The following is a 26,385-nucleotide window of genomic DNA, read 5'->3' as shown; positions in this document are numbered from 1 at the left end:
TTAATTTTTAGTATGTATTAATTTCTTGCTTATTGTAGTACCATTATCAAAATTTATTTTTGCTAAATAAATACTCTCTTCATGATTAAAAGTTTTACTAAAAATAGCAGCATTAATGTCTTTATAATCTTTAATTAATCTGCCTGCTAGATCATACATTTGAACACTTCTTATAATTGTACTAGAATTAATTGAAAGCAAATTGTTATTCAACACTATAGCTGCTTCACCTAAACTTACTTGTGTATTAGATAAAACTGCAGATTGATAAACAATTTCAAATCTATTATCAACACTACTTTCATTTGTAGTGTAGGTAAAATCTCCTATACTAAAATCATGATAAGTGTTGGCTATTTTGTCATGTAAATACACTTTAACTAAAGGATCTGTGAATACACCTTCTTGTGCAGTAATACTAATAACAAAAGTTTCTGTATTGGAGTTGTTTTTACGAATTCCTACTGGTACAACATCTGTTGAAGTAAAATTAGGTCTTGCATTTATGGACAACCTTCTACCATCTCCTTCAAAAATTGAATATAGTTGAGCTGTACTTACTGAATTTCTACCTGCGTCGTACATTCTGTCATAGCCTAAAGTTGCTTCTGGTAAATACGCTATTAGAATTTGACTAAACACTCCATTATCACCAGTCATGTTTAATTTAAATCTATCTTTTGTAACTGTAGTATTTTGTTGTGCATTTTTGTAAAAAACACTGTTATCTCCAGTAACACGCATACAATTATTAAAAACAACATTAGCCGTTGATGAAACTGTTGTTGGGTTTGTAGAGTTTGGAAGTATTTTAACTTTAAATCCTTGTCCTGATGGAATTTTACCATTAAACGTAGTTGGTACAGCAGTTGGAATTACAACACCAGCTCTAGTATAGGCAATATAATCTGCTTGATTATAAAGACCAGAGCCCGGATAAGAAGTTGCTGAAGTCCAGATATACAAAACACCATCTAAATCAGTATTTTCCTCTAAAAATTTATCTCCATCAATTGCTGATGGGTAAGGATTACCTAATAAGATATGACTAGTTCCACCATTTGGTTGTGCAATATTGTTGGTTATTGGAGCTAAATTGATATCTCCATTATTAGCCACACCATCAATAACTACACTCACATCAGCAGTTGTAATTGCATCTAAAAAAGGAGCTGCTTGACCAACATGAGCAATAAAACCTTTGCCCGTTTCTGTAGTAGAAGTAGATTGCCATCCACCTCCTGGTCCTGTATTGTATTTATAAGAAAAATCAAAAGCACCAGGTAGTGCACCAGGAGCATCAGCGATAGCCGTTGCCATATCTCCATAGAAATCACCCACAACTGGAGTACCAAAATATACATAATCGTATCGTTTGAGTCCCATTCTTGTTTTGGTCATTTCAATAGATGGAGCACCAACTCCACTAGCCCTTTGAACAACACTAGCACTAGAAGCCATGATGATTTTTGAAGAACCTGTTACACCATTAACAATTTCTATGTTTTCGTTTGCAACAAGAGTGATATCAGCATTTAAAACTAAAGAGTTACATGCGAATGAACCAGCTGCATAAGCGGTATTAATAACCACTGGGTCTGCTAAAGTAGGTGCAGACGGACTCCATGATCCGTTCCATGTTTTAGTAACTCCTGAAGATGCCACTAAAGGCTGACAAGTACCTCTTGCCCCTAAAGTAAACTTGGAATATGTACCAAAATTTACAGGTACTGTTGAAGTAACAGAGCCTGCAGTCAAAGTACTGGCTGAACCAGTCCCTAAATAATATTCATCAACAGTAGAAGGAATTTGTTCCCATTGGGTTCCATTCCATCCTGCAATAACTATATCTTCAAGAACAATACCTGCAGTTAAGGTTGCTAAATTGCTAGCACTTCTCCAAGTAAGTGTAAGGTTTGCAGAAGAAGAACTGAATAAGTCCCAGTACTCTACAGATGAAATAGCTAATAAAGTACTTGAATCAACATCAGTGTCAACAGTTGCTGGATTAACACTCCAATAAGCACTATCAAAAGTAGCTGCTAAAGTTGCATTTTGTAGTCGTGCAGGTGCGAGTATAGTTCCGTCTCCTATGGGAAAGATGAAATCAGCATTTCCAAATGTACTAGCATATCCATTGACATGATGTACATTTGTAGCTGAAGCCCATGTAGTGGCAGCAGGAAAATAAAGCTTTCCATAAGTTGCAACAGTTCTAGAGGTAACCGTAGCTGGTGAAGTTCCAAAATTGTAAGGTGAAGTAAAAATACTTACTACTCCAGAATCTCCTACGTAAAGAGATCCATTCTGTTGAACTTGTCCAAAAACAGTACCTAAAAAAAGTAACGAAGTAAAAAGACATAATAGTTCTTTTTTACTTCTTTTAAAGTGTGTAATTGTTTTCAAATTGTTGTTTTTTATGAATTATTATTCTAATCGTTTTTTCTATATTCTCGATAATAAAAAAAACCGAACAAAAAAATAAACATCACTATCATCATTAGATTAATGTGATTGTCTATTGGAGCGGGTGGTGGATCGGGCCCATCATCTAAAGGATCTTGAGCTAAAACAAAATTGGGAATTGTAATAAAAAAAAGCATTAGCAAAACCAAAAAATGTTTTTTTAGGTTTTTAATCATAGACAGAAATTTTTAAATATTAATATGCATTTATATCATACAAATATTAAAAATTAACGACGAAGAACACGTAGCAAATAAATAAGTGTAAGGTTTTGAGGAATAAGTGTTATTTTTTAAAACTTTAAACGAATAAATCTGTTAAATTCATCCTGCTTCCTTATTGAAATAGGTAAAGTTTGATGATTTTTCATTTCACAAAAATAACCTTCCGTTTTATTGACAGCTTTCACAAAATTAATGTTCACAATATATTTGTGGTGGATTCTAAAAAAAAAATTGGAATCTAATAATTCTTGATATTCTCCCAAATTTCTACAAGAAGTATACGTTTTATTGTTAAGGGTATGAAAAACAGTATACTTACCATCTGCAGTACAATACATAATTTCATCAATTGCAATTAATTCTATTTTTTCCACTGAAGCAATGGCTATTAAGTTGGAATTGCGTTCAATAGTTTTTGCTGTAAAATTTGTTTTCTCTGCATTTAATTTTTGAATTGTTTTAGACACTGCATTAATCAACTCGTTTATTTTTAAAGGTTTGAGTAAATAAGCCATAACGTCCATATTGATTGCTTTTAAAGCAAACTCTTCAAAGGAAGAAATAATAATTACCTTACTTGTGCTTGTATCATAATTTTCTAATAAACTGAAACTAGTTTCACCTTGCCCTAAGTTAATATCTAAAAACAAAATATTGGGTTTATGTTCTAAAAACAATTCTGTTCCTTCTTTTAAAGTTGTGGCATTATATAGGGTATCAATCTGTTTAAAATATTTTTTTAAATACAATTCTAAAAGCTGAATATTTTCAATTTCATCATCAATTATTAGGGCAGAATAATTTGTCATCAGAAATATTATTTATTAAATTTATTTTGGTTTGAAAAACCATAAATTAATGGAGAGGAATTTATATAAAGTCTTATATTAGTTAAGGTTTTTTCAAAAATACTCTAAAATAAATAACCTTCAACTTAAACAACTCACAAAAAAAACTCTTTGCGAATAATAAATTTATTTTTGTTTTGGAAAATTAAAATTAGGATATACTTTTTTCATAACTCTTTCCACATCAAAATTTTTTCTCTTTTTTTTCATTTTGAGTAATTGCTCATAAAAATGCATCATCTCTTCAGAATTATTGATGTTGTATTTTTTTTTTTACTGAAATTGAACATGAAATTAAGATACTAAAATTGAATTGGACTAATAAAAAAAAAGTTTACCATTGGGCATGGTGTAATATTTTTTTTTTGACACATAAAATATTTTATAAGAACGTTCCCAATGATAAACTAAAATAAATAAAGTATTACGGTTATATTTGTTACAATACAAAACTATGTTTTAAAAATTAATTTGTACTAACCAATTAATAAGTGTAGTGTATTTGGATTAAGTGTTAAAATAGCAACAGTTTATGAAATAAAAGCTGATTATTAAATTATCTCTATCCACAATCTTGTCATTCCGTAGGAATCTCACACAAAGCAAGCTACAACTATAAATAGACCCTTACAGGGTGACAAGTTTGTGGGTAAGTATTTCTTAGTAAAAATAAAACCTTTAGCCATTTCTTCACGCAACCTTGTTATTCCGTAGGAATCTCAAACAAAGCAAGCTACAAATATAAATAGACCCTTACAGGGTGACAAGTTTGTGGGTAAAAGTTATTAAGACAAACAAATCACTCACAAATTTTACTAACCAACTCACTACAATCAAACTCTTACCACAATCTTGTCATCCTGTAAGGATCTAACTTACACATCAACCGTCAGAATTAGTCCGTCAGGAAATTGTAATAACTTCAACATAATACTAACAATAACAACAATTTGTAAAGTAAAACTTTTGAAATAATACGATTAGTGCAAACAATCAAAAGCAAATGCTAACGGTTTAAATACTTCCAGACCCTTACAGGGTGACAAGTTTGTGGGTAAGAATTGTATTATAAGGCTGTACTGATTTTTAAATTATCTATATCCACAATATTGTCATTCCGTAGGAATCTCACACAAAGTAAGCTACAACAATAAATAGACCCTTACAGGGTGACAAGTTTGTGGGTAAAAGTTATTAAGGCAAGCAAATCACTCAAACAAATTTCACAAACCAACTCACTACAATCAAGTTTTCACCACAATCTTGTCATCCTGTAAGGATCCCAAGCAAAGTAGCTCCACAATGTCTTTAATAATCAAATTCTCAATCCAAACCAATTATTCTGTAGGAAACTCAATTTTAAACTTTTCATTCCAAAATTCTAAATCGGGATTGATTTCTTTAATCAATTGTAACTTCTTTTCCCTAGTTAAATTTTTGATTTCTTTTTCTCTTTCAATGGCTAATTGAATCCATCCGAATTTTTCAAAATAAATTAAGTTATGAGCTTTATAACGAGCCGTAAAACTTTCTGGATTTACTTTATTTTCATGTTGATGTAAACGCTGTTTTAAATTATTAGTCACACCAGTATATAAAACAGTCCTGTTTTTATTGGTTAAAATGTATACGTAATAAGTGTAGATTCCCTCTGTATATTCAATCATAAATCAAATTTTAAAAGCCTCTTTTTATTCATCAAATGGATGATAAATGTTGTATAAAATTATTATAATAATCTATTTAAACAACTATCTAATTAAAAAACTAATTAGGAATAGACCCTTACAGGGTGACAAGTTTGTGGGTATCTCCTTTTGTGGAAGTGTTTTGCATGAGACCCTTACAGAGTGACAAGTTTGTGGGAATCTTCTTTTGTGGAAGTGTTTTTTGTGAGACTCTTACTGGGTGACAAGTTTGTGGGTATCTCCTTTTGTGGAAGTGTTTTGTGTGAGCCCCTTACTGGGTGACAAGTTTGTGGGTATCTTCTTTTGTGGAAGTGTTTTCTATGAGCCCCTTACAGGGTGACAAGTTTGAGGGTATAGCATTTTGTGGAAGTGTTTTTTGTGAGAAACTTATAGGGTGACAAGTTTGTGGGTATTTTCTTTTGTGGAAGTGTTTTGTGTGAGACCCTCACAGGGTGACAAGTTTGTGGGTATCTCTTTTTGTGGAAGTTTTTTCTATGAGAAACTTATAGGGTGACAAGTTTGAGAATAGTGCTTTTAATGCTAGTCAGGAATTGAGGTAATACGACTTAAAAAAAGATTATAAAAATTGCTGAAATCTGTGTTCCAAAAAAATAAAAAGATAGCAACACTCAAATACGAGTTATAAACAAATTTATTGTTAATATCTGTTTTATACATATCGACAAACTGTAGTGTAAAAAATTTATCATCTATAAACCAATAAACACAAGCATTTCTTAAAAATTTAAATTATTCACATAAATTTATTTTATCGCTTGTTAAAAACTTACTTAAAATGTTAATAACTTATTCTTTTTTATGTCATTTGCTTTTTACAAATTTGTACAAACTAAAATGAATAAAAAAATTTAAAACCTAAATTATGAAAACTAACACAAAAGCGTATTCAACAAAAAGAAAAATAGCCCAGAGCGATGAAAGCAACCAACGAATTTTTACAAGCCAAGATTAATGAATTAGAGCAAACCGTTCAAAATCTTCAACATGCCGCACAGTCTGAACAATGGTTGGACAGTTACGATGTTAAAACCAAATTCAACATCAGCGATAGCACCCTAGCCCGCTACCGTAAAAAGGAATTAATCCCTTATACCAAATTTGGAAAAAAGTATTTGTATCCAGCAAGCTTTTTTACCAAATCCCTTTCCAAAAAAATAGTAAACAGTCATCTCTTATAAAGCTTCTACTCCCGTATTTAGCTACTATCTACTTTGCATAACATTCAAATTGTTTTGCAGCTATTTCATTAGTATCCCAAAATCAAGTAAGTAATTACTCCCATCACCCATTACCTATTACCCATTACCTATTCCCTTCTCCCTACTCCCTTCATACTTCCTCCATACTTCCCTCGCACAAACCTCCTTTTTACCAATACGCTTACGAACCAACTACGAACCAATTACGAACCAAACCCCTATAAATTTCGACCTAACTCTTCAAAAAGCACTATTTTAAAGCAAGTCTAATCAGAATTGGTTAATGGCTTGCTATTTCCTGTTTTAGGTTTCAATACCTGTCAATACCCGTCATAATTTATCAAAAATTAGTGTTACTGTGTATTCAAATTCATGGTCGTTTAAAAATCTAAAATAAGCTTCAAGTAATAGCAACATAAAGCAAGAATATTTATACTTACGCAAAGTTGTTTATTATTATGTAATTTGCTTCATATCAGTTAGTTGTGTTGTTTTGTATGAGCACTACTGCTATCTTTGTTCCGTTGATGAAGATGCGCATCGGAGCAACAAAAAAATTTTTGTTAAATCCCTTAAAATTATAAAACATGGGAACATATAATAAAGGCATCTTAGGTGCATTTTCGGGCAAAGTTGGCCCAGTAGTAGGAGCCTCTTGGAGAGGTAAAGATGTGATGCGAAGTTTACCAAAAAAAACAAATCGCATCCCAACCACAAGTCAGTTGGAACAACGCAACAAGTTTGCAATGGCCACCTCATTTTTAACACCTATTAATTCGGTTGTTAAAATGTATTTTGGTACCAATTCAGGTATTAAAACGCGTAGAAACTTAGCGATGTCTTATCTGATTAAGGAAGCCTTAGTTTTTAACGATCCTAATTGGGAATGGAACTACAGCAAAATATTAATTGCTCGTGGTGAACTACAAGCCTTAGAAGACGGAACTATAAGTGCTGGTGCAGGGCAAAGTATTCAAATGAACTGGACTAACAACAGTACGGAAGGCAATGCTTCTCCAACGGATAAAATGGTTGTAGTAGTCTATGAAGAAACGTCTAACAGTAGCTGGTATAGTCTCAATTTAGCACCACGAAGTGCTGGTTCGGCTGTTTTAGACTTACCTTCTTATACAGCAGGTTTAACCATGCATGTTTGGGCTACTTTCGTTACTGCAGATGATGTGATGGCTGGTACAAGTCAGTATTTAGGTACGGTAGTTATTTCTTAATTAGTGATTAGTGATTAGTGATTAGTGATTAGTGATTAGTGATTAGTGAAATTAGTTTTTTTTTAATCCCAAGTTTTTATAGGCTTGGGATTTTTATTTTTTAGGAAACTTTTGAAAAACTCATAACTTTTCCTCACAACACATAATCTACATAGACAATTCATCATTAAAAAATCAGTGTTTTTCCTGTAAAGAATTCATAATCAATAGCTACTTTAGAGGTAATGTAACTAAAAAATGGTTTTAATTTTTAGGTAAACAAAATAAATTATTTAATTTTAAACATTATTAACCCTATAATCCTTATTAAAATGAAAAAACTACTACTTTTTCTCTTCCTATTTTCTTTGAGTATTTCCTATTCGCAAGTGAATCCAACTTTAGGAATTGGTTTAGAAGCTCTGACTTTAAATAAGGGAACAATTGATGTAGAGGTTTTGACAAAAGTTATTTTAAAGAAACAAAAGGAGTTGAAAAATGAAGCTTTGAAACGCTTTATGCTCAAAATGTTTCCAGATACCAATTACACCACTCGATTTTATGTGCAAAACTGTTTGAATATTTTACTTAATGAAAAGAATCCACAGGTGATTGAAAAGGAAATTTTGGAGCTGACTACTAATTATGCCATTGCTCTAGGGGTTACAAAAGCTATTGTAGAGATTGACAATACGCTTTTTGATACAGAGGCTGCTAAAGCCTACAAACAAATAGATTATAAAAAATTAGTAGACCAAGTAAATTATGAATCTCAAATAACAAGTGTTAAAGATAAAATTAAGGCAGTAAGTGAGCAAAATGCTATTCTTATCAAAGAATCACAATTAAGCAATCCTAATATTGATATCATTAATAATGCTATTGGAAAAATTAAAACACTAGAAAAAGAAATAAAACAAACCAAAAGATATTTAGCTCGTAACCATATAAATTTTGAACTAATTGATACCGATACTGGCCTACAAGATTCAAACCTACTAAATTTTGGAGAAAAACTAGATATCGTAAGTTTGGCTTTATCAGAAAATGATTTATTACGAAAAAAAGGCTTCTTTAAGAATAAAATTAATTATAGAGAAGATCAAAATTATTTTTACAATGAAATCACTGATGATTCAATCAAAAATAGAATTGAAGAAAAAATTAAGCATTATGTCCAAAATTATGATGTCATCAAGAATTTCATGGAAAATAATACCCTTAAAAATTCAGACAATATAGTTGAAGACTTGAATCAAATCTATCTGAATCAAATTGATTTGGCTTCCAATTTCTTTTTATCCAATGATAGTAAAACAGGTGATAAAGTATATAAAAATGCCATAGACCAATTGAAAAGTTTCTTGCAATTAAAAAGTGAACTGGACAATTTAATGGCTTTAAAAAAGTCACTGACTTCAAAAATTAATGAAACCAATTTTAGCGATTTAAACCCTATCAGTCCCATTACTTCTATTAACTCCTTACAGTTAACTGACAAAGAGACTTTAAACAGCTTTAAAAAACAATATGTTGATTTGATACATGTATACAATTACATTACCAAATTCAACAACACTATTGATAACATTAAAACAAATGCCAACTTAACCAAGATAATAGGTAACTCAAAGCTACTAGAAAATATAAAAATTCCAAGTTTAAATCTCCTTAACGAAGCTGAGTTGAATTTAGCTTTTGACCAATTGCATGCTCTTAATGAAGAACTAACTACTTTAAAAAATGAGGCTATAAATAATGTGGAAGTAAGTCCTACTTCAGAAACCTTAAAACCCATTAATGAAAAAATAGTGGCCTTCAATAAAATTATAGCTACTATCCAAAAGAACATTACAGATAATAACAAAAACATAGCCTCTTTTTACAAAAACGCTACTGCTATTAATGCCAAAATTGAAGAAATAAAACAATTTGATTTGACTGCTTATGTGACGAACAGCAAAGACCAAATAAAAAATGTTCAAAACAACATCTCAAAACTTCCCGATTTCTTTATCTTCTTTATTGATGATTTGTTGAAGAAAATTGAGAATGAGCCTTATAACCAAGAGGTAAAAATTGAAAAAGATAGCAGTACTAAAAATAAAGTTGCAACCTTAATTGCTACACTCTATGAACGATTAAATTATTTCAAAAGCAATAAAAACTACACCATAACAGATATTAATTTTCTTGAAAACGAATTATTACCTCAAGTTGTAGGGTTAAAATATGCCGATAATTCTACTAATAATACCTATTATGATGTTTTGATTAAAGGCATTAAAAACCTAACTCCTCTTTTGAAAATTAACATCTTAATCAACAAAGGTTTAGGTGACTCAACAATTAAGTATGATGAAAAACTAATCTCCTTATTTGAATTTATTAGTAACCTTGACAAGCTAGATAAAGCACAAACCTACTCTAGCATCGTAGATTTAATTAAAAAAAACAGTGAGGAAATTACTAAAATTTTACCTGATGGTGAATTTAAAGAAGGTTATATTTTGTTTATAAACGGTGTAAAGAAATACACATTGATTAATACCAATGCTGAAAACGAATATGTTGAAATAGACGTGATTTCTTTTTTAAATGATTTACAACAACATTATGATCGTAACAATCCTTCTAGTTTTTCTTTGTATTTGACCTTGGGTCTCAATCAGAATATGTTTATCAATAAATTTCAGTTTTCTGACTCCACAGAACAATTAACTTCTATTGGTTTTGCATCGGAGAAAATAGGAGTTAAATATAAAATACTAGATTTTAAAAAATATAGAGGGTATGAAAATGCCATAAAAAGCGACATCTACCTCAACAAAAGAGCTCCTTTTATCAATGAATGGTATGCTTCAGTTTATGGTTCTGGGTTGCTTTATTCTTTAGCCAATACTACCACAAATCAAAATTTCAATTTTCCTCACGTAGGATTTGCAACAGGCTTTCGTTTTTACAATGCCTTAGATTTTAATGTGATGCTTGGTTTACCGTTTATAAAAGACCAAAAGTTTGGCAATAATGGTTTTGTAGGAATTGGTTTTGACATTCCATTGAGCGAATACCTTGAAGCACTAGGTAATAAATAATCGGAAAACTTTAAAAAAAACTCCACAATCCAACACCCACAAACCAATGAACTTAAAACTGTAAACTTAAAACTTACAACTCCATTACGGAAAACCGTAAAATAAAGCTACAACGCTTTTTTATATTTGTATAAAATACTGCAAAAAACAGTGAAAACACCTATTGATATATTGGGGAAAAAATGGTAGGTTTGATAATTGTTAAATAATAATTTATGCACAATCAGAATCCTGAGCAAATAGCACGCGATAACATAGATAAGCAACTCCTTGCTTGTGGATGGGTTATTCAGGATAAAAAGAAATTTAATCTTGCAGCTGGACTTGGTGTTGCCATACGCGAATACCAAACCGACATTGGTCCTGCGGATTATGTTTTGTTTGTAGATAAAAAACCTACTGGTATTATTGAAGCCAAACGAGAAGAAGAAGGTTTACGGTTGACTACGGTTGAAGAACAATCGTCTCAATATGCCAATGCCAAACTCCGTTTATTAAATAACGACCCTTTACCTTTTGTGTATGAAAGTACAGGTGAGGTAACTCGTTTTACCGATTATAGAGATCCAAAACCACGTTCTAGAACCGTTTTTACTTTTCATAGACCCGAAACGTTTGTGCAATGGTTGAGTCAAGAGAAAACACTTCGTGCTCGTTTGCAAGATTTACCAGCATTACCAGTTGAAGGTTTGCGCGATTGTCAAGTAACAGCTATTACCAATTTAGATACTTCTTTTAAAGACCAACGACCAAAAGCCTTAATACAAATGGCAACAGGTTCTGGAAAGACTTTTACAGCCATTACTTTTATTTATCGTTTGCTTAAATATGCTAAAGCTAAACGTGTTTTATTTTTAGTAGATACCAAAAACTTAGGAGAACAAGCTGAAAGTGAGTTCCGAGCTTTTACGGCTAATGATGATAACCGATTATTCACTGAATTGTATGGAGTAACGCGATTAAACAGTTCCTTTATTCCTAATGATTCACAAGTATATATAAGCACCATTCAACGAATGTATTCTATTTTAAAAAATACAGAATTAGATGAAAGTGCTGAAGAAGAAAATCCTAACGAATCGCGTTTTATTCCTAAGGAACCCGTTCCTGTTGGGTATAATGAAAAGGTGCCAATTGAGTTTTTTGACTTTGTAGTCATTGACGAATGCCATAGAAGTATTTACAACCTTTGGAAACAAGTGTTGGATTATTTTGATGTGTTTCAAATTGGGTTAACCGCTACACCAGACAATAGAACTTTTGGTTATTTTAATCAAAACTTGGTGTCTGATTATGGCTATGAAAAAGCTGTTATTGATGGGGTTTTGGTGCCGTATAATGTTTTTACTATTGAAACCGAAATTACCAAAAACGGTAGTGTGATTAAAATGGGTGAAAAAGTAGACAAACGTGAGCGTTTAACCCGAAGACAATTTTGGGAAGCGTTGGATGAAGATGAAGTCTACAGCGGTAAAAAGTTGGATAACGATATTGTGAACCCAAGTACGATAAGAACGATTATAAAAGCGACCAAAGACAATTTGCCTGCGATGTTTCCTGACCGTAGAGATGCTGACGGCAATTTTGAAGTGCCTAAACTATTGATTTTTGCCAAAACCGATAGCCATGCGGAAGACATTATCGACATTGTACGAGAAGAATTTGGAGAAGAAAATAAGTTTTGTAAAAAGATAACCTATCGTTCTGAAGAAGACCCCAAAAGCGTCTTACAACAATTTAGAAACGATTATTACCCACGTATTGCCGTTACGGTGGATATGATTGCAACAGGAACTGACATTAGACCTTTAGAAGTGTTGTTGTTTATGCGTGATGTAAAAAGCAAAAGTTATTATGAACAAATGAAAGGTCGTGGTACACGTACTTGTTCTATTGAGGAATTAAAAGCCAAAGGAACTCCTACAGCCAAATTTAGCAAAGACCATTTTGTAATTATTGATGCTATTGGTGTGGAGCAATCGCAAAAAACAGATAGCAGACCTTTAGAAAAAGCACCAGGCATTTCTTTAAAAGATGTAATTACGAGTGTAGCGATGGGAAATACTTCCGAAGATATGTTGAGCACTTTAGCCAATCGTTTGATTCGTTTGGAAAATCAACTGCAAGACAAACATAAAATTGAATTTACAGAAAAAGCCAACGGTTTAACCATTAATCAAGTAGTGAAAAAATTGTTGCATGCACATGATCCTGATGTGATTGAAAGTACTACTTCAAAAGTGAAAGGAGAAATGCGTGGCTTTGCTCCTATTGAAATTGAAAAGGCCATTGCTGTGGAACAACAAAAAATAATTGAGGATGCGGTAGCAGTTTTTAATAATCCTGAGTTGCGTGATTTTGTGATTGATATTCGCAAAAAGCTGGACCAAATTATTGATGTAGTAAATATTGATAGCATTACCAATATAGGCTGGGTTAAAGACAAAGAGGAAACAAGTACAGCATTAATAAATGATTTTAAGGCTTGGATAAAAACAAACAAAGACGAAATTACAGCTTTGCAAATCTTTTATGCCCAAGACTATAGACACCGTACTTTTACTTATACCATGATAAAAGAACTGTGCGAAAAACTAAAAACAGAAAAACCATTATTAGCTCCTGTGAATGTATGGAAAGCCTATGAACAACTAGAAAAAACCAATGGCTCTGCTAAAAATGAGCTGATTGCTTTGGTTTCTTTGATTCGAAGAGTGGTAGGTATTGACAGTACTTTGACCAGTTATGATAAAACGGTAGATAAAAACTTTCAAGATTGGATTTTTAAGAAAAATGCAGGAAAACATAATGCTTTTACCGAAGACCAAATGCAATGGTTGCGCATGATGAAAGACTATGTAGCCAACAGTTTTAGCATAGAAAAAGACGATTTTGATTTAACTCCTTTTAATGCTGAAGGTGGTTTGAGTAAAATGTGGCAGTTGTTTGGTGAAGAAACGAATAGTATTATTAATGAATTAAATGAGATGTTAGCAGCTTAATTATGGCAATATCAGGAACAGATTTTGAAAATATAATCAAACCATATTTTAGAAAATTATTTTCTGAAATGGGTTTTTTAGTAATACAAGTCAGAAAACAAAGTTCTGGAACACAAAATGGATTTGATATTAGTGTTAAATTCATTGACGACGACGATTGTGAGAGAGAAATTTTTATTGAGTGTAAATACTATACTAGTGCTCAACTTGAATGGTCTGATATTTTAAACAAGCAAGTTCAATTAGAAGCTTCAAATCAGAATCCCACAGCCTTCATTTTGCTATCCCCTATTAAAGATTTAAGCAATATTGATCATGATTTACAAGCTAGAGTAATAAATTTATTCAAACTACCTGTTGATTTTTGGACACCTGACAAAGATGTAGAAAAAATCTTCATTCACGATGAAAGTATTTATGAAAAAATTTTTGAAAGAAAATATAGTTTAGCCCTTGATAAGAAAAAGGAATTAGATATTTTAAAAGCTAAAATTAATTTATTGATTCAAAAAAAAGACTCAATGCGTTTTATAAATGAAATCATTATTTCGGATTCAAATGATGATCCTAATGAACAAATTGAATTAAAAACAAAATTAGATGAAAAACTAAACTCATTATTTGATGATACTGAAAATGATATTAAAATAAACTATCATAGAATGCGAGCAAATTATAAGGTCTATTTGGAAAGTTTATTAGATAACAATAATGAGTTAAGAGGTAAAATAATAAATCTTGAAGACAATATGAGAATAAAAGCTGATCGATTAACTAGGAAGTTTAAAATAGATTCTAATTATACTCCTTTAAATTTCTTCTTTGACTTTTTTGACGAAGCGGAAAAGGAAATAAACACTTTTTTTAATGATTATGAGTTTAAAGGAGATAGGCAAAAATTATTAAATGGAATTGTTTTTGAATTAGCAGCAAAATGCCCTTTAGATTGGAGAAAATATGAATTTAATTAATTTATTAGCAGAAAAAATTAAAGAAAAAGGTTTAGAACCAAGTATTAATCTAAACAGACCTAACTATGTTCAACCTGAAGACAGAATTCAGTTTCGATCGACAAGACTTATAGTTATTTTAGGAATGCTAAATAAAGAAAGTGGATTGAGTAAAGAAATCATTGCTTGCGTTGATTTTTTATTAAGAAATGAACATTTTCAGTCAAAATTTATTTTAGAATATTATTCAGGTAAAAAGCTTGTTTTAAAAAAGCTTGAACAAATTGAAAAATCAAATCAGGTTGAAATTGATTTTAATATTGTTCAATATAAAAGTGTTCCATGGGATATAAGATTTAATGATATGTTAATGTACTTATATGTTAGAAACCTTATTGAGTACAAAACAGATAAAAACAATAATAATTTAAGAATAAAGTTAAGTCAAAATGGAGTCAAAAACTTTCATATTATAAAAGATATTTTTCCTAGTGAAATAAATTTTTTAGAGTTGTTTGGAACTAAAATGGAACATGATAAAACAATAAAAATAATAACAGAAATTATTCCTAACTCTTATTGGAAACAAAATGCCGAATTTAATAATTAATCGATTACTTTATAGAGTTGAAACTGAACACGGAAAATATGGTGCTGATATACCATTTACTCCTGGTCTTAATATAATTTATGGCCCGAATTCTGTTGGAAAAACAAGTATTATAACAGGCTTAATTTATGGATTAGGAGCTGAAAAAGGTCTTGGTATTTTTAAATCAGACCAAAATCCATTCAAACCAGAATTTTATAAAAGCATAAGTGGTTATCCAATAATTAAATCATATCTTATATTAGAAATTTCTAATGGAGAAAGAACATATTCTGTTTTTAGATATATAAAAGGAGATAATACAGATATTGTTGCTGTCAAAGAAACTACAATTGACAATTTTTATAAAATTTCTGAACACAAAAGATTGATTGTTGCTGGTGAAGGAGTTTTTTCAGAAGATGGTTATCAAAAATTCTTATTTGATTTTATTGGGTTAAATATAGTTGAACTACCTACTTATGATCAAAAGCAATCTAAACTTTATTTTGAAAATATTTTACCCCTATTTTTTGTTGAACAAAGAGCAGGATGGTCACAAATTCAAGCACGACAAGTCACAAGATATAATATTAGAGATATAAAAAAAGTTGTATTTGAATACTTAATGGGCTTAGATAGGTTTGTTTTACACCAAATAATAATAAGAAAAAAAGAATTAGAGGATCAAATTAAAAAGATTAAAGATGATACTTTAAATAAAGAAGAAAATCTTCTGGTAATTCTCAATGCTGAAAAAGTAGATGATATTCCAATAATTAATTCTGGCAAAATCGGTAAGACAAGTATATATGATTACATAAAATATTTAAAAGATAAATATAAAGCAGAAAGCGAAAATATAAATTCTATCTCAAGTAAAAATAAAGATTTTGAAGATAGTAATTCTAAACTTAGAGATAATTTGAGAAGATTGGATTATGAACTAAGAACATTGACAAGTAGAATTGACAAAATTGATACTGAGATAAATGGCTATGAAAATTATTTACAAAGAATACAAAAAAATAAGTATAAAAATAAACAGTTAAAAAAAATACAAGAACTAAACATTGATGTAAACATTACTAGTTGCCCTGTATGTGAAAACACATTACAAAATCATTCTGATAACGAATGTATTCTTTGTCATTCAGATAAACGGAAAAAAATATCTTCACCAGATGAAAATCTAATTTTCCTAGAAGATGAAGAAAACACTTTTAAAAAAGTTATAAGACAAAGAAAACTGGATAAAAGAAAATACTTAGAACTCAAAAACAGTACAAAAGATAAAATTGCACTTTATGAGAAACAACTAGAGCATCAAACAAATACATATGCTGGAAAAGACTTTGCAGTTTTAAGAGAAAAAATACTTGAAATAGATTCAATTCATAAAGAATTAGAGAGATTAATTCGTATTGAACAAAGATGGTCAGAATTAAATCCTTCAAGAAAATTACTTAAATCACTTGAACAGAAACTTATAGATATTAAAGAAGAAATTGAAAAATACCAACAAACTGAAAATGATAAAAAAACTTTAAAAAATATAAAAGATAATATTCATAACAATTTGAAATCATTAGGTATTTTTAAATCAAACACCAATTTAATTGATTCAATAAAGCTAGACGAAAGTGATAATTATACACCATACTTAGATAATTATGATATTTATAATATTTCTAGTTCAAGTGATAATATAAGAATTATTTTAAGCTACTATTTATCTTTACTTCAAACATCTATTTCCGATTTAACTGGTAAAGTTAAGTTTCCTAATATATTGATTCTTGATGAACCAAAGCAGCAAAATTTAGATAATGATTCTTTACTAAACTGTATTGATGAAATTGAAAAAATACCATCAGACAAAAGTCAAATAATTTTAACTACCTACAGTGAATCACCTAAAGATAAACAAAAATTAAAAAAGTACATAAATTATGAAATGATTAGTAGTACTGATTATCTTCTAAAAAAAATAAATGAATAAAATTTTTAATGATAACTGGCAAATAAAAACTCTTGGAGAAGTTTGCGAAACTACAAGTGGTGGAACTCCTTCAAGAGGTAATAAATCTTATTATAACGGAACAATTCCTTGGGTAAAATCCGGAGAATTAAACAAAGGTATTATTTATGATACAGAAGAAAAAATCACAGAAGAAGCAATTAAAAATTCTAGTGCAAAAATATTTCCTAAAGGAACTTTGTTAATTGCGCTATATGGAGCTACAATTGGAAAGTTAGCATTTTTAGGAGTTGATGCCGCTACGAATCAAGCAGTTTGTGGTATTTATCAAAATGAAAATATTGATTCAAAATATATTTATAATTTCTTATTTCATAAAAAACAAGATTTGGTTAATCAAGGGATTGGTGGAGCACAACCTAACATTAGCCAAACTATTTTAAAAAAGTTAGAAATTCCTCTTCCACCACTAGAAACCCAACAAGCCATTGTCTCCAAAATAGAAGAACTATTTAGCGAGTTAGACAAAGGCATAGAAGATTTAAAAACCGCACAACAGCAACTCAAAACTTATAGACAAAGTGTATTGAAATGGGCTTTTGAAGGGAAGTTAACAAATGAGAATGTTAAGGATGGTGAGTTGCCGAAGGGATGGGAGTTTATGAAATTAAGTAATTCATCCACATTAATAACAAAAGGAGCATCTCCAAAATGGCAAGGAATTAATTATACTGATGATGAAAATCAAGTACTATTTGTTACAAGTGAAAATGTAAGAGAGAATTTCATTGACATTTCTAAACCCAAATATTTAGAACTTTCATTTAACGAAAAACAAAAGAGATCAATTCTACAAAAAGGAGACGTTTTAATAAATATTGTAGGTGCATCTATTGGAAGAGCTGCAATATTTAATTTATCTGTAAATGCTAATATTAATCAAGCAGTTTCTGTAGTCAGATTAAATGAAAATATTAATAATAAATACTTATCCTTTTTTTTAAACTCTAATAAAGCATTCAGTTATTATAATTTAAATAAAGTTGATGTAGCAAGAGCCAACCTTAGCTTAGCTGATATTGGTAATATTGAATTTGGATTACCATCATTAGAAGAACAAGTTCAAATCGTTCAAGAAATCGAAAGTCGTTTGAGTATAGCTGATAAAATGGAAGAAAGTATTGCACATAGTTTGTTACAAGCAGAGTCGTTGAGGCAGAGTATATTGAAAAAGGTTTTTAGTGGGGAGTTGGTTTAAATACAATAATATAATATGAATAACTTTAGAATAATTGAATTTAAAATTTGGGATTATAAACAATATGAAAAATTTGAAAATGTAACTTTCAATTTTTCTGAAGAAATTGATTGTGATTCAGATTTTCCATTTATAACGTTAATAATTGGAGCAAATGCAACAGGTAAGTCAAGGCTCTTAAGAATATTAGTTGAAGTTTTTAATGATCTATATAAATTAAAGAATGAACAAAGTTCATTTTTCTCATTTAAAGGAGGATATAAAATTGTTTATAAATTTAAAAAATCAATTTTTTCGATAGAAAACAATAAATATGAGCTGATTATTTATAAAAATGATCGTAAAATAACTATCTCAAAACTAAATCTTCCAGAAAAATTAATTGCTCAATCTTATAGTATAAATGATAGATTTCCACATCAAATAAATAATTATTCTAATTTAAGAATTTCTCCAACTGGAAGTCCCTTAAAATCAAGATATAATAATTCAATGTATGAATATCTAGGAATTAGAACTTTTAATAATATGGCCTCAGCTACCGGACATATTACTAGAACTATAGATATACTATTTAATGCATTTTCTTCTGGTAATGTTAATCCTTCAATTCCAATAGTTTTCGAAACTTTAAATCTCATACCAGTTTTATCAATCGAGTACAGATTTAAAAGTTATAGCTCTATGATTGGTAATGAAAGATTTTCTGAAAAATACCTAAGGAGTTTTATTGATAATCTCGATGAAAAAAAGGTTGGTTTTTCATATAGAAATTTTAAAGAATTATTAAACAACCCAGAATTATTAAAGGATTTAGTTGAGTATGCAGAAAAATTAAGAGAAAGAAAAAACAATAGATTTCCTATAGTTTTTAATTTAGATTTTACACATTATGAATCATTTGAGGTTTTTATTTCCGAATATAAAATGCTTGACCTATTACGTAAACTAAATCTGGTTAGTTATGGGGAAATTATGGTTTACAGAAAGAATGGCAGTAGCTTTGATATTAATCGAGGAAGTTCTGGTGAAATTAATGTTTTTACATCATTAATTTCTTTAGCTTGTGTAATTGAAGATTATAGTTTGATCTTAATTGATGAACCAGAAATTAGCTTACACCCAAATTGGCAAATGAAATATCTAGATTTGGTTTATTCAATTTTTCACTCTAGATATACTAATACTCATTTTGTTATTTGCACACATTCCCATTTTTTAGTTTCTGATTTAAAGTCTGATTCATCATATTTATTAACTTTAAAAAACGATGAAAATAATAATCTACTACTTAATACAATTCCTAAATCCACTTATGGATGGACAGCAGAAGAAGTTTTATATACTGTATTTGATGTTAGAAGTACAAGAAATTCTTTTTTTGAATTTGATTTAAATAAACTTATTAAATTAATAAATGAGAGTTCAAATGACTTGGATGAAATTAAAAGAATTTTAGATAAATTTTCAACAATAAAGTTAAGTGATGAGGATCCTTTAAATATAATTATTGAAAAAGGAAATAAATATATTCAAGAAAATGCTTAATATAAATCAAAGAATATCTTTCTCAAAAAATAATAAACGAGAAATAAAAAAATTTAAGAAAAAAAACAACTATACTCTTAATATGAATTCATGGAAAGCTATAAAAAAAAGAGTTAAAAATGAGATTTCAAAAAAACTACTAGCTAAAAATGGACCATATTGCGTTTATTGTGAAAGAGTATTGATTGGAACAGGTAATCAAATAGATCACTTTGCTCATAAAGCATTACATTCTCAATTTACATTTAATCCCGTAAATTTATTTTATTCATGTTCTTTTTGTAACTCTTCCGCTAGAAAAGGTCAAAAAAACACAATAAATAATCCAGTTCAATTTAGATATGATTTATGTCAATTTAAAATTGTACATCCTTATTTTGATAATCCAGATACAGAAATTTTATATCAAGATGCAGATAAAGTTTTTTTTGACTTACCTAGTTGTTCAAATTTAGGAAGAGACACTATCGCTTTTTTTAAGTGGGATGATATTCATATGACTATGTTTAGAGCACGAACATTAAAAATTGAGAGGTTAAATCCCTTATCTCCAATAGAGGAGCAACAATTAATATTAAGTATTATTTCATATAAATAAAAGTATAAATAAATATGAATATAAAAGAAATAGCAAATAAAATTAATAGCACTGCTTTTAGTGAAAAAAGGTCTATTTCAAAACTCCAAGAAATTAGATCAAAACACCTAAAATCAAGACCTAATACGTGGAATTTATTTTCAGAAAAATCTGTAAAAGAAAGAGAAAATTATGCTTTTCATGCAGGAGGTAGAAATGAATTCCAGTTCAACATAGGAAATGATTATGTAAAAAACAAAGATGTATTTAGATATGGATTAGCATTTTCCTTAGAAAAAGGACCTGGAATGTATTATCCACTTGAAGTTTTTGAACCAAAAATTAAAAAGTTTAATGATTTTGTAAAATCTAAAACAACTTTTTTTGATGGATATTTTATGTGGATATATTCATCTAATGGTAAGGTTACTTTTTTTGAACAAGTAATTCCGATAAATAAAAATTTCATTAAAGAAGGTAATTTTATTTTTATTGGAAAATATATTGAAAAAACTATTACTGCAATTGACAATGATGATATTAATGAATTATTAAATTCATTTGATTATTTGATTGAAGTCTATAAAAAAGTTGAGTTTGGTAATAATGAAGTTGAAAAAAGAATTGCTAGACTAACTTGGAATGAAAATGGATGGGTGAAGCCATCTGGTCCAGAAGGAAAGAGTAAAAATAAAGATACTCATGAGGGGCAATTTGGTTATGGACACGAAGAATGGTTACTTGATATTAGCAAATTAGTTGATGGATATCATTATGGTTTTCTAGAACCTATTAGAAAACAACAACAAGCATATATCAATAACATCTATGATGTTTGGTTGTACACAATTGATAATATCAGTAAGAAAAGATATTGGGTCGGAGAAATAAATAAAATAGAGGTAATTGATAATGCAGAAGCTGAAAGAATAAAAGAAATATATGTTCAAAATAAATGGCATCAAGAAATGGAATCTCAAATTATTGATTGTGATGCAAATGCAGATGGTTTTTCAGATTGGAATGGGGTTGATTTATTTAATGTTAGATTCTTACCAACAGATTTAAAGTTTAATAGTGATTATTTTGAATTACCAAAAGAGAATAAAATATATGAACAATCAAGATATAGTTTTGCTAATTACAATGAAGGATTAACACCTATTAAAGCAGAAAAGGGATTTATATTTAATTCTGATATTGAAAATAAAGAAGGAAATAATGATACATCAAAAATTGGAACTGCAACATACGCTAGAGAACCAAAAGCTATTGAAGTTACTTATGTTCACAAAGCAATTTGTGATGGCATTAAAGTTAAATTTGTAGAGCAATTTGGATATGAAAATGTAAGTACAGAAAATCATGCAGGTTATGGAAATAATCGAATCGATATGGTGGTTAAAAATAATAATGAATATGTATTTTATGAAATAAAAGCATATAACTCATCAAGGGCATCAATTCGAGAAGCATTAGGTCAGTTATTAGAATATTCATATTGGATAAATAAAGACAATGCAAATAAGTTGGTTATTGTATCTCAAAAACTAGGAGATTTAGATGATTCAAAAATTTATATTAAACATTTAAGAGAAAAGTTTCAATTACCAATATATTTTCAAACCTTTGACCTCACAACTAAAGAACTATCAGAAGAATATTAAAATGAATAATTCAAGAATATATCTAAATTCTTTTAATCCTTTAATTATTAATAATTGTGGAAAGATTGCAATAGACAAATATAATTTTCCTTTATTTATTGATGGTTCTTGCAGAAGAGAACCAGACTTTGAAAATGAATTGCCTAGTATTACTGGATTGTGTAGACCTGGTTTTGCTGAAAAACTTAAAGAAAAAGATATTATAGTTTATGTTACAAACAAGAAAGGTATTGGTGTAAGAAAAGTTATAGCTGTTTTAGAAGTAATTAAAATCTTTGAGAATCATAGACAAGCAGCAGATTGGTATATTAAAGAAAATAAACCTATTCCTAATAACATTATGGTTGATGAAACTAAACCTTTTGATTTAGATAAAACACATCAAATTCATAGAATAAAAGATATAACAAATGATATTGAATTATTAAAAAAATGGAATTTACTCTATGAACTAAGAGGCAGAAAAAAACAAAAAGTAGTTCAATGCGGAGTACTCTATAAAGAACTTTTCTATCCAATTACTCTTGATGAAAGTAAATTTAAAAGAAAATTAACCGCACAAAACCCACCAATTTTGAACGAAAAAGATTGGAAATCATTAAAAGAATTAATTCAACTATGAGCAAAGAAAACACAAACGCATCTTCAATAGTATCCAAAGTATGGGCATTTTGCCAAACCCTTAGAGATGATGGAGTTGGTTATGGAGATTACTTAGAGCAACTAACGTATTTGTTATTCCTAAAAATGGCAGATGAGTACACAAAACCACCACACAATAGACCTATGCCTATTCCTAGCGAGTTTGCTTGGGAGACCTTAACAAGCAAAAGCGGTAGTGAGTTGGAGTTGCATTATAACATAATGCTTCGTGAGTTAGCCAAAGAAAAAGGGATTTTAGGACAAATCTTTGTAAAAAGTCAAAACAAAATACAAGACCCAGCCAAGTTGTATAAGCTAATCGCTTTAATCAATGCTGAAAGTTGGATTTTAATGGGTGTAAAAGACAAAGGGGACATCTATGAAGGTATTTTAGAAAAGAACGCAGAAGACACTAAGAGTGGAGCTGGTCAGTACTTTACACCAAGACCATTAATCAAAGCTATGGTAGAATGTCTACAACCAGAACCAATGAAAACCATTGCTGACCCAGCTTGTGGGACAGGTGGATTCTTTTTAGCAGCTTATGATTGGATAGTAGAAAATCGCAACCTAGATAAAGAGGCTGCCAAGTTCTTAAAATATGAAACGTTTTTTGGAAATGAAATTGTTGCCAGTACAAGACGATTGGCATTAATGAATTTGTTCTTGCACAACATTGGAGATATTGATTCTGATAATTTTATATCACCTAATGATTCTTTAATTACTACTTCGACTGATAAATATGATTACATCTTAGCCAATCCACCTTTTGGTAAAAAAAGTAGCATGACGTTTACTAATGAAGCAGGAGAACAAGAAAAAGAAGACTTGACGTATAACCGTCAGGATTTTTGGGTAACCACAAGTAACAAGCAATTGAACTTTGTACAACACATTCGCACCATGCTTAAAACTACAGGTCAAGCCGCAGTAGTATTACCTGACAATGTTTTGTTTGAAGGTGGTGTCGGTGAAACGGTTCGTAAGAAATTATTAGAAACTACAGACTTACATACTATTTTACGTTTGCCTACAGGTATATTTTATGCCAATGGTGTAAAAGCTAATGTTTTGTTTTTTGATGGTAAACCTTCAAGCAAAGAACCTTGGACAAAAGAAGTTTGGGTTTATGATTATAGAACCAATGTACATCATACGTTAAAAAAGAATCCTTTAAAACTATCAGATTTAAAAGACTTTATCGATTTATATAAAACAGATAATAGAGCAAAACGAAAAGAAACGTATAATGCAGAAACCAATCCAGAAGGTCGTTGGAGAAAGTTTGGTTATGATGAAATTATAGCAAGAGATAAAACGAGTTTGGATATCACTTGGTTAAAAGATAAGTCATTAGCAGATTTAGATAACTTACCTGACCCAGATGAACTGGCATTGGATATTGTAGAGAATATTGAAGCTGGTTTGGAGAGTTTTAAGGCTATTATTGCTAGTTTGAAGTAATTATTTAAATTTTCTAATGGGTTCCCTCCTATGTCGGGATGACAAGTTTGTGGAAGCTGTTTGCGGTAGTTTGTGTGAATTAATAAAAATAGAATTTGAAAAATAATAAAAGATATAGTCTTGTCAACAACACCCTTGAATTATACGTCAAAAAATCACCACCTATAGGTCGTGGTTTTATTTTGTTCTTGGCTTTTATTGCTGTGGCTTTGCCTATTATGGGTATGGTTTTTAGGTTTATGGATGGTGGTAGTTTTCATTTTGGGTTTATCATTGGGTTGGGTGCTTTTTCTTTGATAGGTTTTTATTTTGTGCGGTTGTTTCTTTGGAATACGTATGGGAAAGAGGTAATAACTATTGGGGAAACTACCGTAAGTTATTATGTGGATTATCATTATTTTAAAGGCAATCAGCAAGAGATTACCTATGAGGAATTAGTGTTTGAAATAGAGCAAATAGGTTTTGAAGAGGAAAAGTTAGGTAGGTTGATTATTGCTGCGAATGATAAGGATTTTATTCATAGTAGTGTGAATATGGATTTGAGGGAGTTGGAGGAGGTTATTCGTAAGTTGACTGCTGTGGAGTTGGTGGTTGGTGGTTGATGGTTGGTGGTTTGGCTTAGTTTGTGGAAGTGGTTTGTGTGGGATCCTTACAGGATGACAAGATTGTGGAAGTGGTTTGTGGAGTTGCTAGTGGGTTCCCTCCTTCGTCGGGATGACAAGATGGTGGGGAAAAGTTGTAGGTTGTAAGTTTACGGTTTACAGTGGCTTGGTTTGTGGAAAGGTAGTTATATGTTTATTTAAAAACTAAACGTTTTCACCTACCGTCAGTTCGAGTGGTTCCGATGCCAATCGGAATTGTATCGAGAACAGTTGTTATGGAAATGATTTTGATTATGGAAGTGGTTTGTGCTGTTCTACAGGCTCTGGGTGACAAGGTTGTGGAAAAGAAAATCTGTGCTAATCTGTGTAATCTGTGGCAAAAGAGATTCTTACTTAATTACAAGTATGAGTTGAGATGCTGAAACGAGTTCAGCATGACAAGATTGTGGGAAAAGTTGGTTTGTGGAGTTGCTTGTGGGTACTCTCCTACGTCGGGATGACAAGATTGAGAGTAGACAAGATTGTGGAAGTGGTTTGCGTGGGATCCTTACAGGATGACAAGATTGTGGAAGTGGTTTGTGGAGTTGCTAGTGGGTTCCCTCCTATGTCGGGATGACAAAATGATGGGGAAAAGTTGTAAGTTGTAAGTTATAAGTTATAAGTTTACGGTTGCTTGGTTTGTGGAAAGTAGTTATATGTTCATTTAAAAACTAAACGTTTTCACCTACCGTCAGTTCGAGTGGTTCTGATGTAAATCGGAATTGTATCGAGAACCGTTGTTATGGAAATGATTTTGATTGTGGAAGTGGTTTGTGCTGTTCTACAGGCTCTGGGTGACAAGGTTGTGGAAAAGAAAATCTGTGCTAATCTGTGTAATCTGTGGCAAAAGAGATTCTTACTTAATTACAAGTATGAGTTGAGATGCTGAATCGAGTTCAGCATGACAAGATTGTGGGTACTCTCCTACGTCGGGATGACAAGATTGAGAGTAGACAAGATTGTGGAAGTGGTTTGTGGAGTTGCTAGTGGGTTCCCTCCTATGTCGGGATGACAAAATGATGGGGAAAAGTTGTAAGTTGTAAGTTATAAGTTATAAGTTTACGGTTGCTTGGTTTGTGGAAAGGTAGTTATATGTTTATTTAAAAACCAAACGTTATCACCTACCGTCAGTTCGAGTGGTTCCGATGCTAATCGGAATTGTATCGAGAACCGTTGTAATGGAAATGATTTTGATTGTGGAAGTGGTTTGTGCCGTTCTACAGGCTCTGGGTGACAAGGTTGTGGAAAAGAAAATCTGTGCTAATCTGTGTAATCTGTGGCAAAAGAGATTCTTACTTAATTACAAGTATGAGT

Annotated in this window: 17 protein-coding genes; 14 read left to right on the top strand and 3 right to left on the bottom strand. The window is 30.5% G+C overall.

The genetic code is table 11. The annotated features are described in order from the left end of the window. The 3 genes from ACFO3U_RS08350 to ACFO3U_RS08340 all read right to left on the bottom strand — a co-directional run bounded on the left by ACFO3U_RS08350 (nt 1) and on the right by ACFO3U_RS08340 (nt 5,205). Nucleotides 1-2,406 carry a hypothetical protein gene (locus tag ACFO3U_RS08350; protein WP_379740514.1) on the bottom strand — a complete coding sequence of 802 codons (2,406 nt, stop codon included), beginning with the start codon at nt 2,404-2,406 and terminating at the stop codon, nt 1-3. A gap of 352 nt (nt 2,407-2,758) precedes the next feature. After that, the gene (locus tag ACFO3U_RS08345) at nt 2,759-3,499 is read right to left on the bottom strand and encodes a LytR/AlgR family response regulator transcription factor (protein WP_379740511.1); all 741 of its coding nucleotides are present in this window, start codon (nt 3,497-3,499) and stop codon (nt 2,759-2,761) included. A gap of 1,376 nt (nt 3,500-4,875) precedes the next feature. Then, on the bottom strand, nt 4,876-5,205 hold the full coding sequence (locus ACFO3U_RS08340) for a GIY-YIG nuclease family protein (RefSeq protein WP_379740508.1): 330 nt from the start codon (nt 5,203-5,205) through the stop codon (nt 4,876-4,878). A 956-nt stretch (nt 5,206-6,161) separates the two neighbouring features. Between ACFO3U_RS08340 and ACFO3U_RS08335 the strand changes: the two genes are divergently transcribed. From ACFO3U_RS08335 to ACFO3U_RS08270, 14 genes are all read left to right on the top strand, one after another. Beyond that, nucleotides 6,162-6,425: a hypothetical protein gene (locus ACFO3U_RS08335; RefSeq protein WP_379740506.1), complete on the top strand. Its 264-nt coding sequence runs from the start codon at nt 6,162-6,164 to the stop codon at nt 6,423-6,425. A 608-nt stretch (nt 6,426-7,033) separates the two neighbouring features. Further along, nucleotides 7,034-7,675 carry a DUF6266 family protein gene (locus ACFO3U_RS08330; protein ID WP_379740503.1) on the top strand — a complete coding sequence of 214 codons (642 nt, stop codon included), beginning with the start codon at nt 7,034-7,036 and terminating at the stop codon, nt 7,673-7,675. A 311-nt stretch (nt 7,676-7,986) separates the two neighbouring features. Next, the gene (locus ACFO3U_RS08325) at nt 7,987-10,749 is read left to right on the top strand and encodes a hypothetical protein (RefSeq protein WP_379740500.1); all 2,763 of its coding nucleotides are present in this window, start codon (nt 7,987-7,989) and stop codon (nt 10,747-10,749) included. Between the two features lie 215 nt (nt 10,750-10,964). After that, nucleotides 10,965-13,751 (top strand): type I restriction endonuclease subunit R, encoded by a 2,787-nt coding sequence (locus tag ACFO3U_RS08320; RefSeq protein ID WP_379740497.1) that lies wholly within the window; start codon nt 10,965-10,967, stop codon nt 13,749-13,751. Nucleotides 13,752-13,753: 2 nt separating this feature from the next. Further along, complete coding sequence (locus ACFO3U_RS08315; RefSeq protein ID WP_379740494.1) at nt 13,754-14,722, top strand: hypothetical protein; 969 nt, start codon at nt 13,754-13,756, stop codon at nt 14,720-14,722. Further along, nucleotides 14,709-15,311: a hypothetical protein gene (locus ACFO3U_RS08310; protein WP_379740491.1), complete on the top strand. Its 603-nt coding sequence runs from the start codon at nt 14,709-14,711 to the stop codon at nt 15,309-15,311. Before ACFO3U_RS08315 ends, ACFO3U_RS08310 begins: the two co-directional genes overlap by 14 nt. Next, nucleotides 15,292-17,292, top strand: coding sequence for an AAA family ATPase (locus ACFO3U_RS08305; protein WP_379740489.1), 2,001 nt, complete (start codon nt 15,292-15,294; stop codon nt 17,290-17,292). Before ACFO3U_RS08310 ends, ACFO3U_RS08305 begins: the two co-directional genes overlap by 20 nt. Then, nucleotides 17,285-18,529 carry a restriction endonuclease subunit S gene (locus tag ACFO3U_RS08300; protein WP_379740486.1) on the top strand — a complete coding sequence of 415 codons (1,245 nt, stop codon included), beginning with the start codon at nt 17,285-17,287 and terminating at the stop codon, nt 18,527-18,529. Before ACFO3U_RS08305 ends, ACFO3U_RS08300 begins: the two co-directional genes overlap by 8 nt. A 15-nt stretch (nt 18,530-18,544) precedes the next feature. Next, nucleotides 18,545-20,077: an AAA family ATPase gene (locus tag ACFO3U_RS08295; protein ID WP_379740483.1), complete on the top strand. Its 1,533-nt coding sequence runs from the start codon at nt 18,545-18,547 to the stop codon at nt 20,075-20,077. Nucleotides 20,078-20,159: 82 nt separating this feature from the next. Beyond that, entirely contained in the window at nt 20,160-20,675 is a 516-nt protein-coding gene (locus tag ACFO3U_RS08290; protein ID WP_379740480.1) for an HNH endonuclease family protein, read from the top strand. A gap of 14 nt (nt 20,676-20,689) precedes the next feature. Next, nucleotides 20,690-22,321, top strand: a complete 1,632-nt coding sequence (locus ACFO3U_RS08285) for a hypothetical protein (protein WP_379740477.1) — start codon at nt 20,690-20,692, stop codon at nt 22,319-22,321. 1 nt (nt 22,322) lies between these two features. Further along, entirely contained in the window at nt 22,323-22,943 is a 621-nt protein-coding gene (locus ACFO3U_RS08280; protein ID WP_379740474.1) for a hypothetical protein, read from the top strand. Continuing rightward, complete coding sequence (locus tag ACFO3U_RS08275; protein WP_379740471.1) at nt 22,940-24,430, top strand: class I SAM-dependent DNA methyltransferase; 1,491 nt, start codon at nt 22,940-22,942, stop codon at nt 24,428-24,430. Before ACFO3U_RS08280 ends, ACFO3U_RS08275 begins: the two co-directional genes overlap by 4 nt. A gap of 95 nt (nt 24,431-24,525) precedes the next feature. Continuing rightward, entirely contained in the window at nt 24,526-25,032 is a 507-nt protein-coding gene (locus ACFO3U_RS08270) for a hypothetical protein (protein ID WP_379740468.1), read from the top strand. Nucleotides 25,033-26,385 lie beyond the last annotated feature (1,353 nt).

It is taken from the genome of Flavobacterium ponti, assembly GCF_042652765.1.
GTDB classification, from domain to species: Bacteria; Bacteroidota; Bacteroidia; order Flavobacteriales; family Flavobacteriaceae; genus Flavobacterium; species Flavobacterium ponti.
Note: the sequence above shows the minus strand (reverse complement) of the source record. Positions and strands in the feature narration are given on the sequence as shown.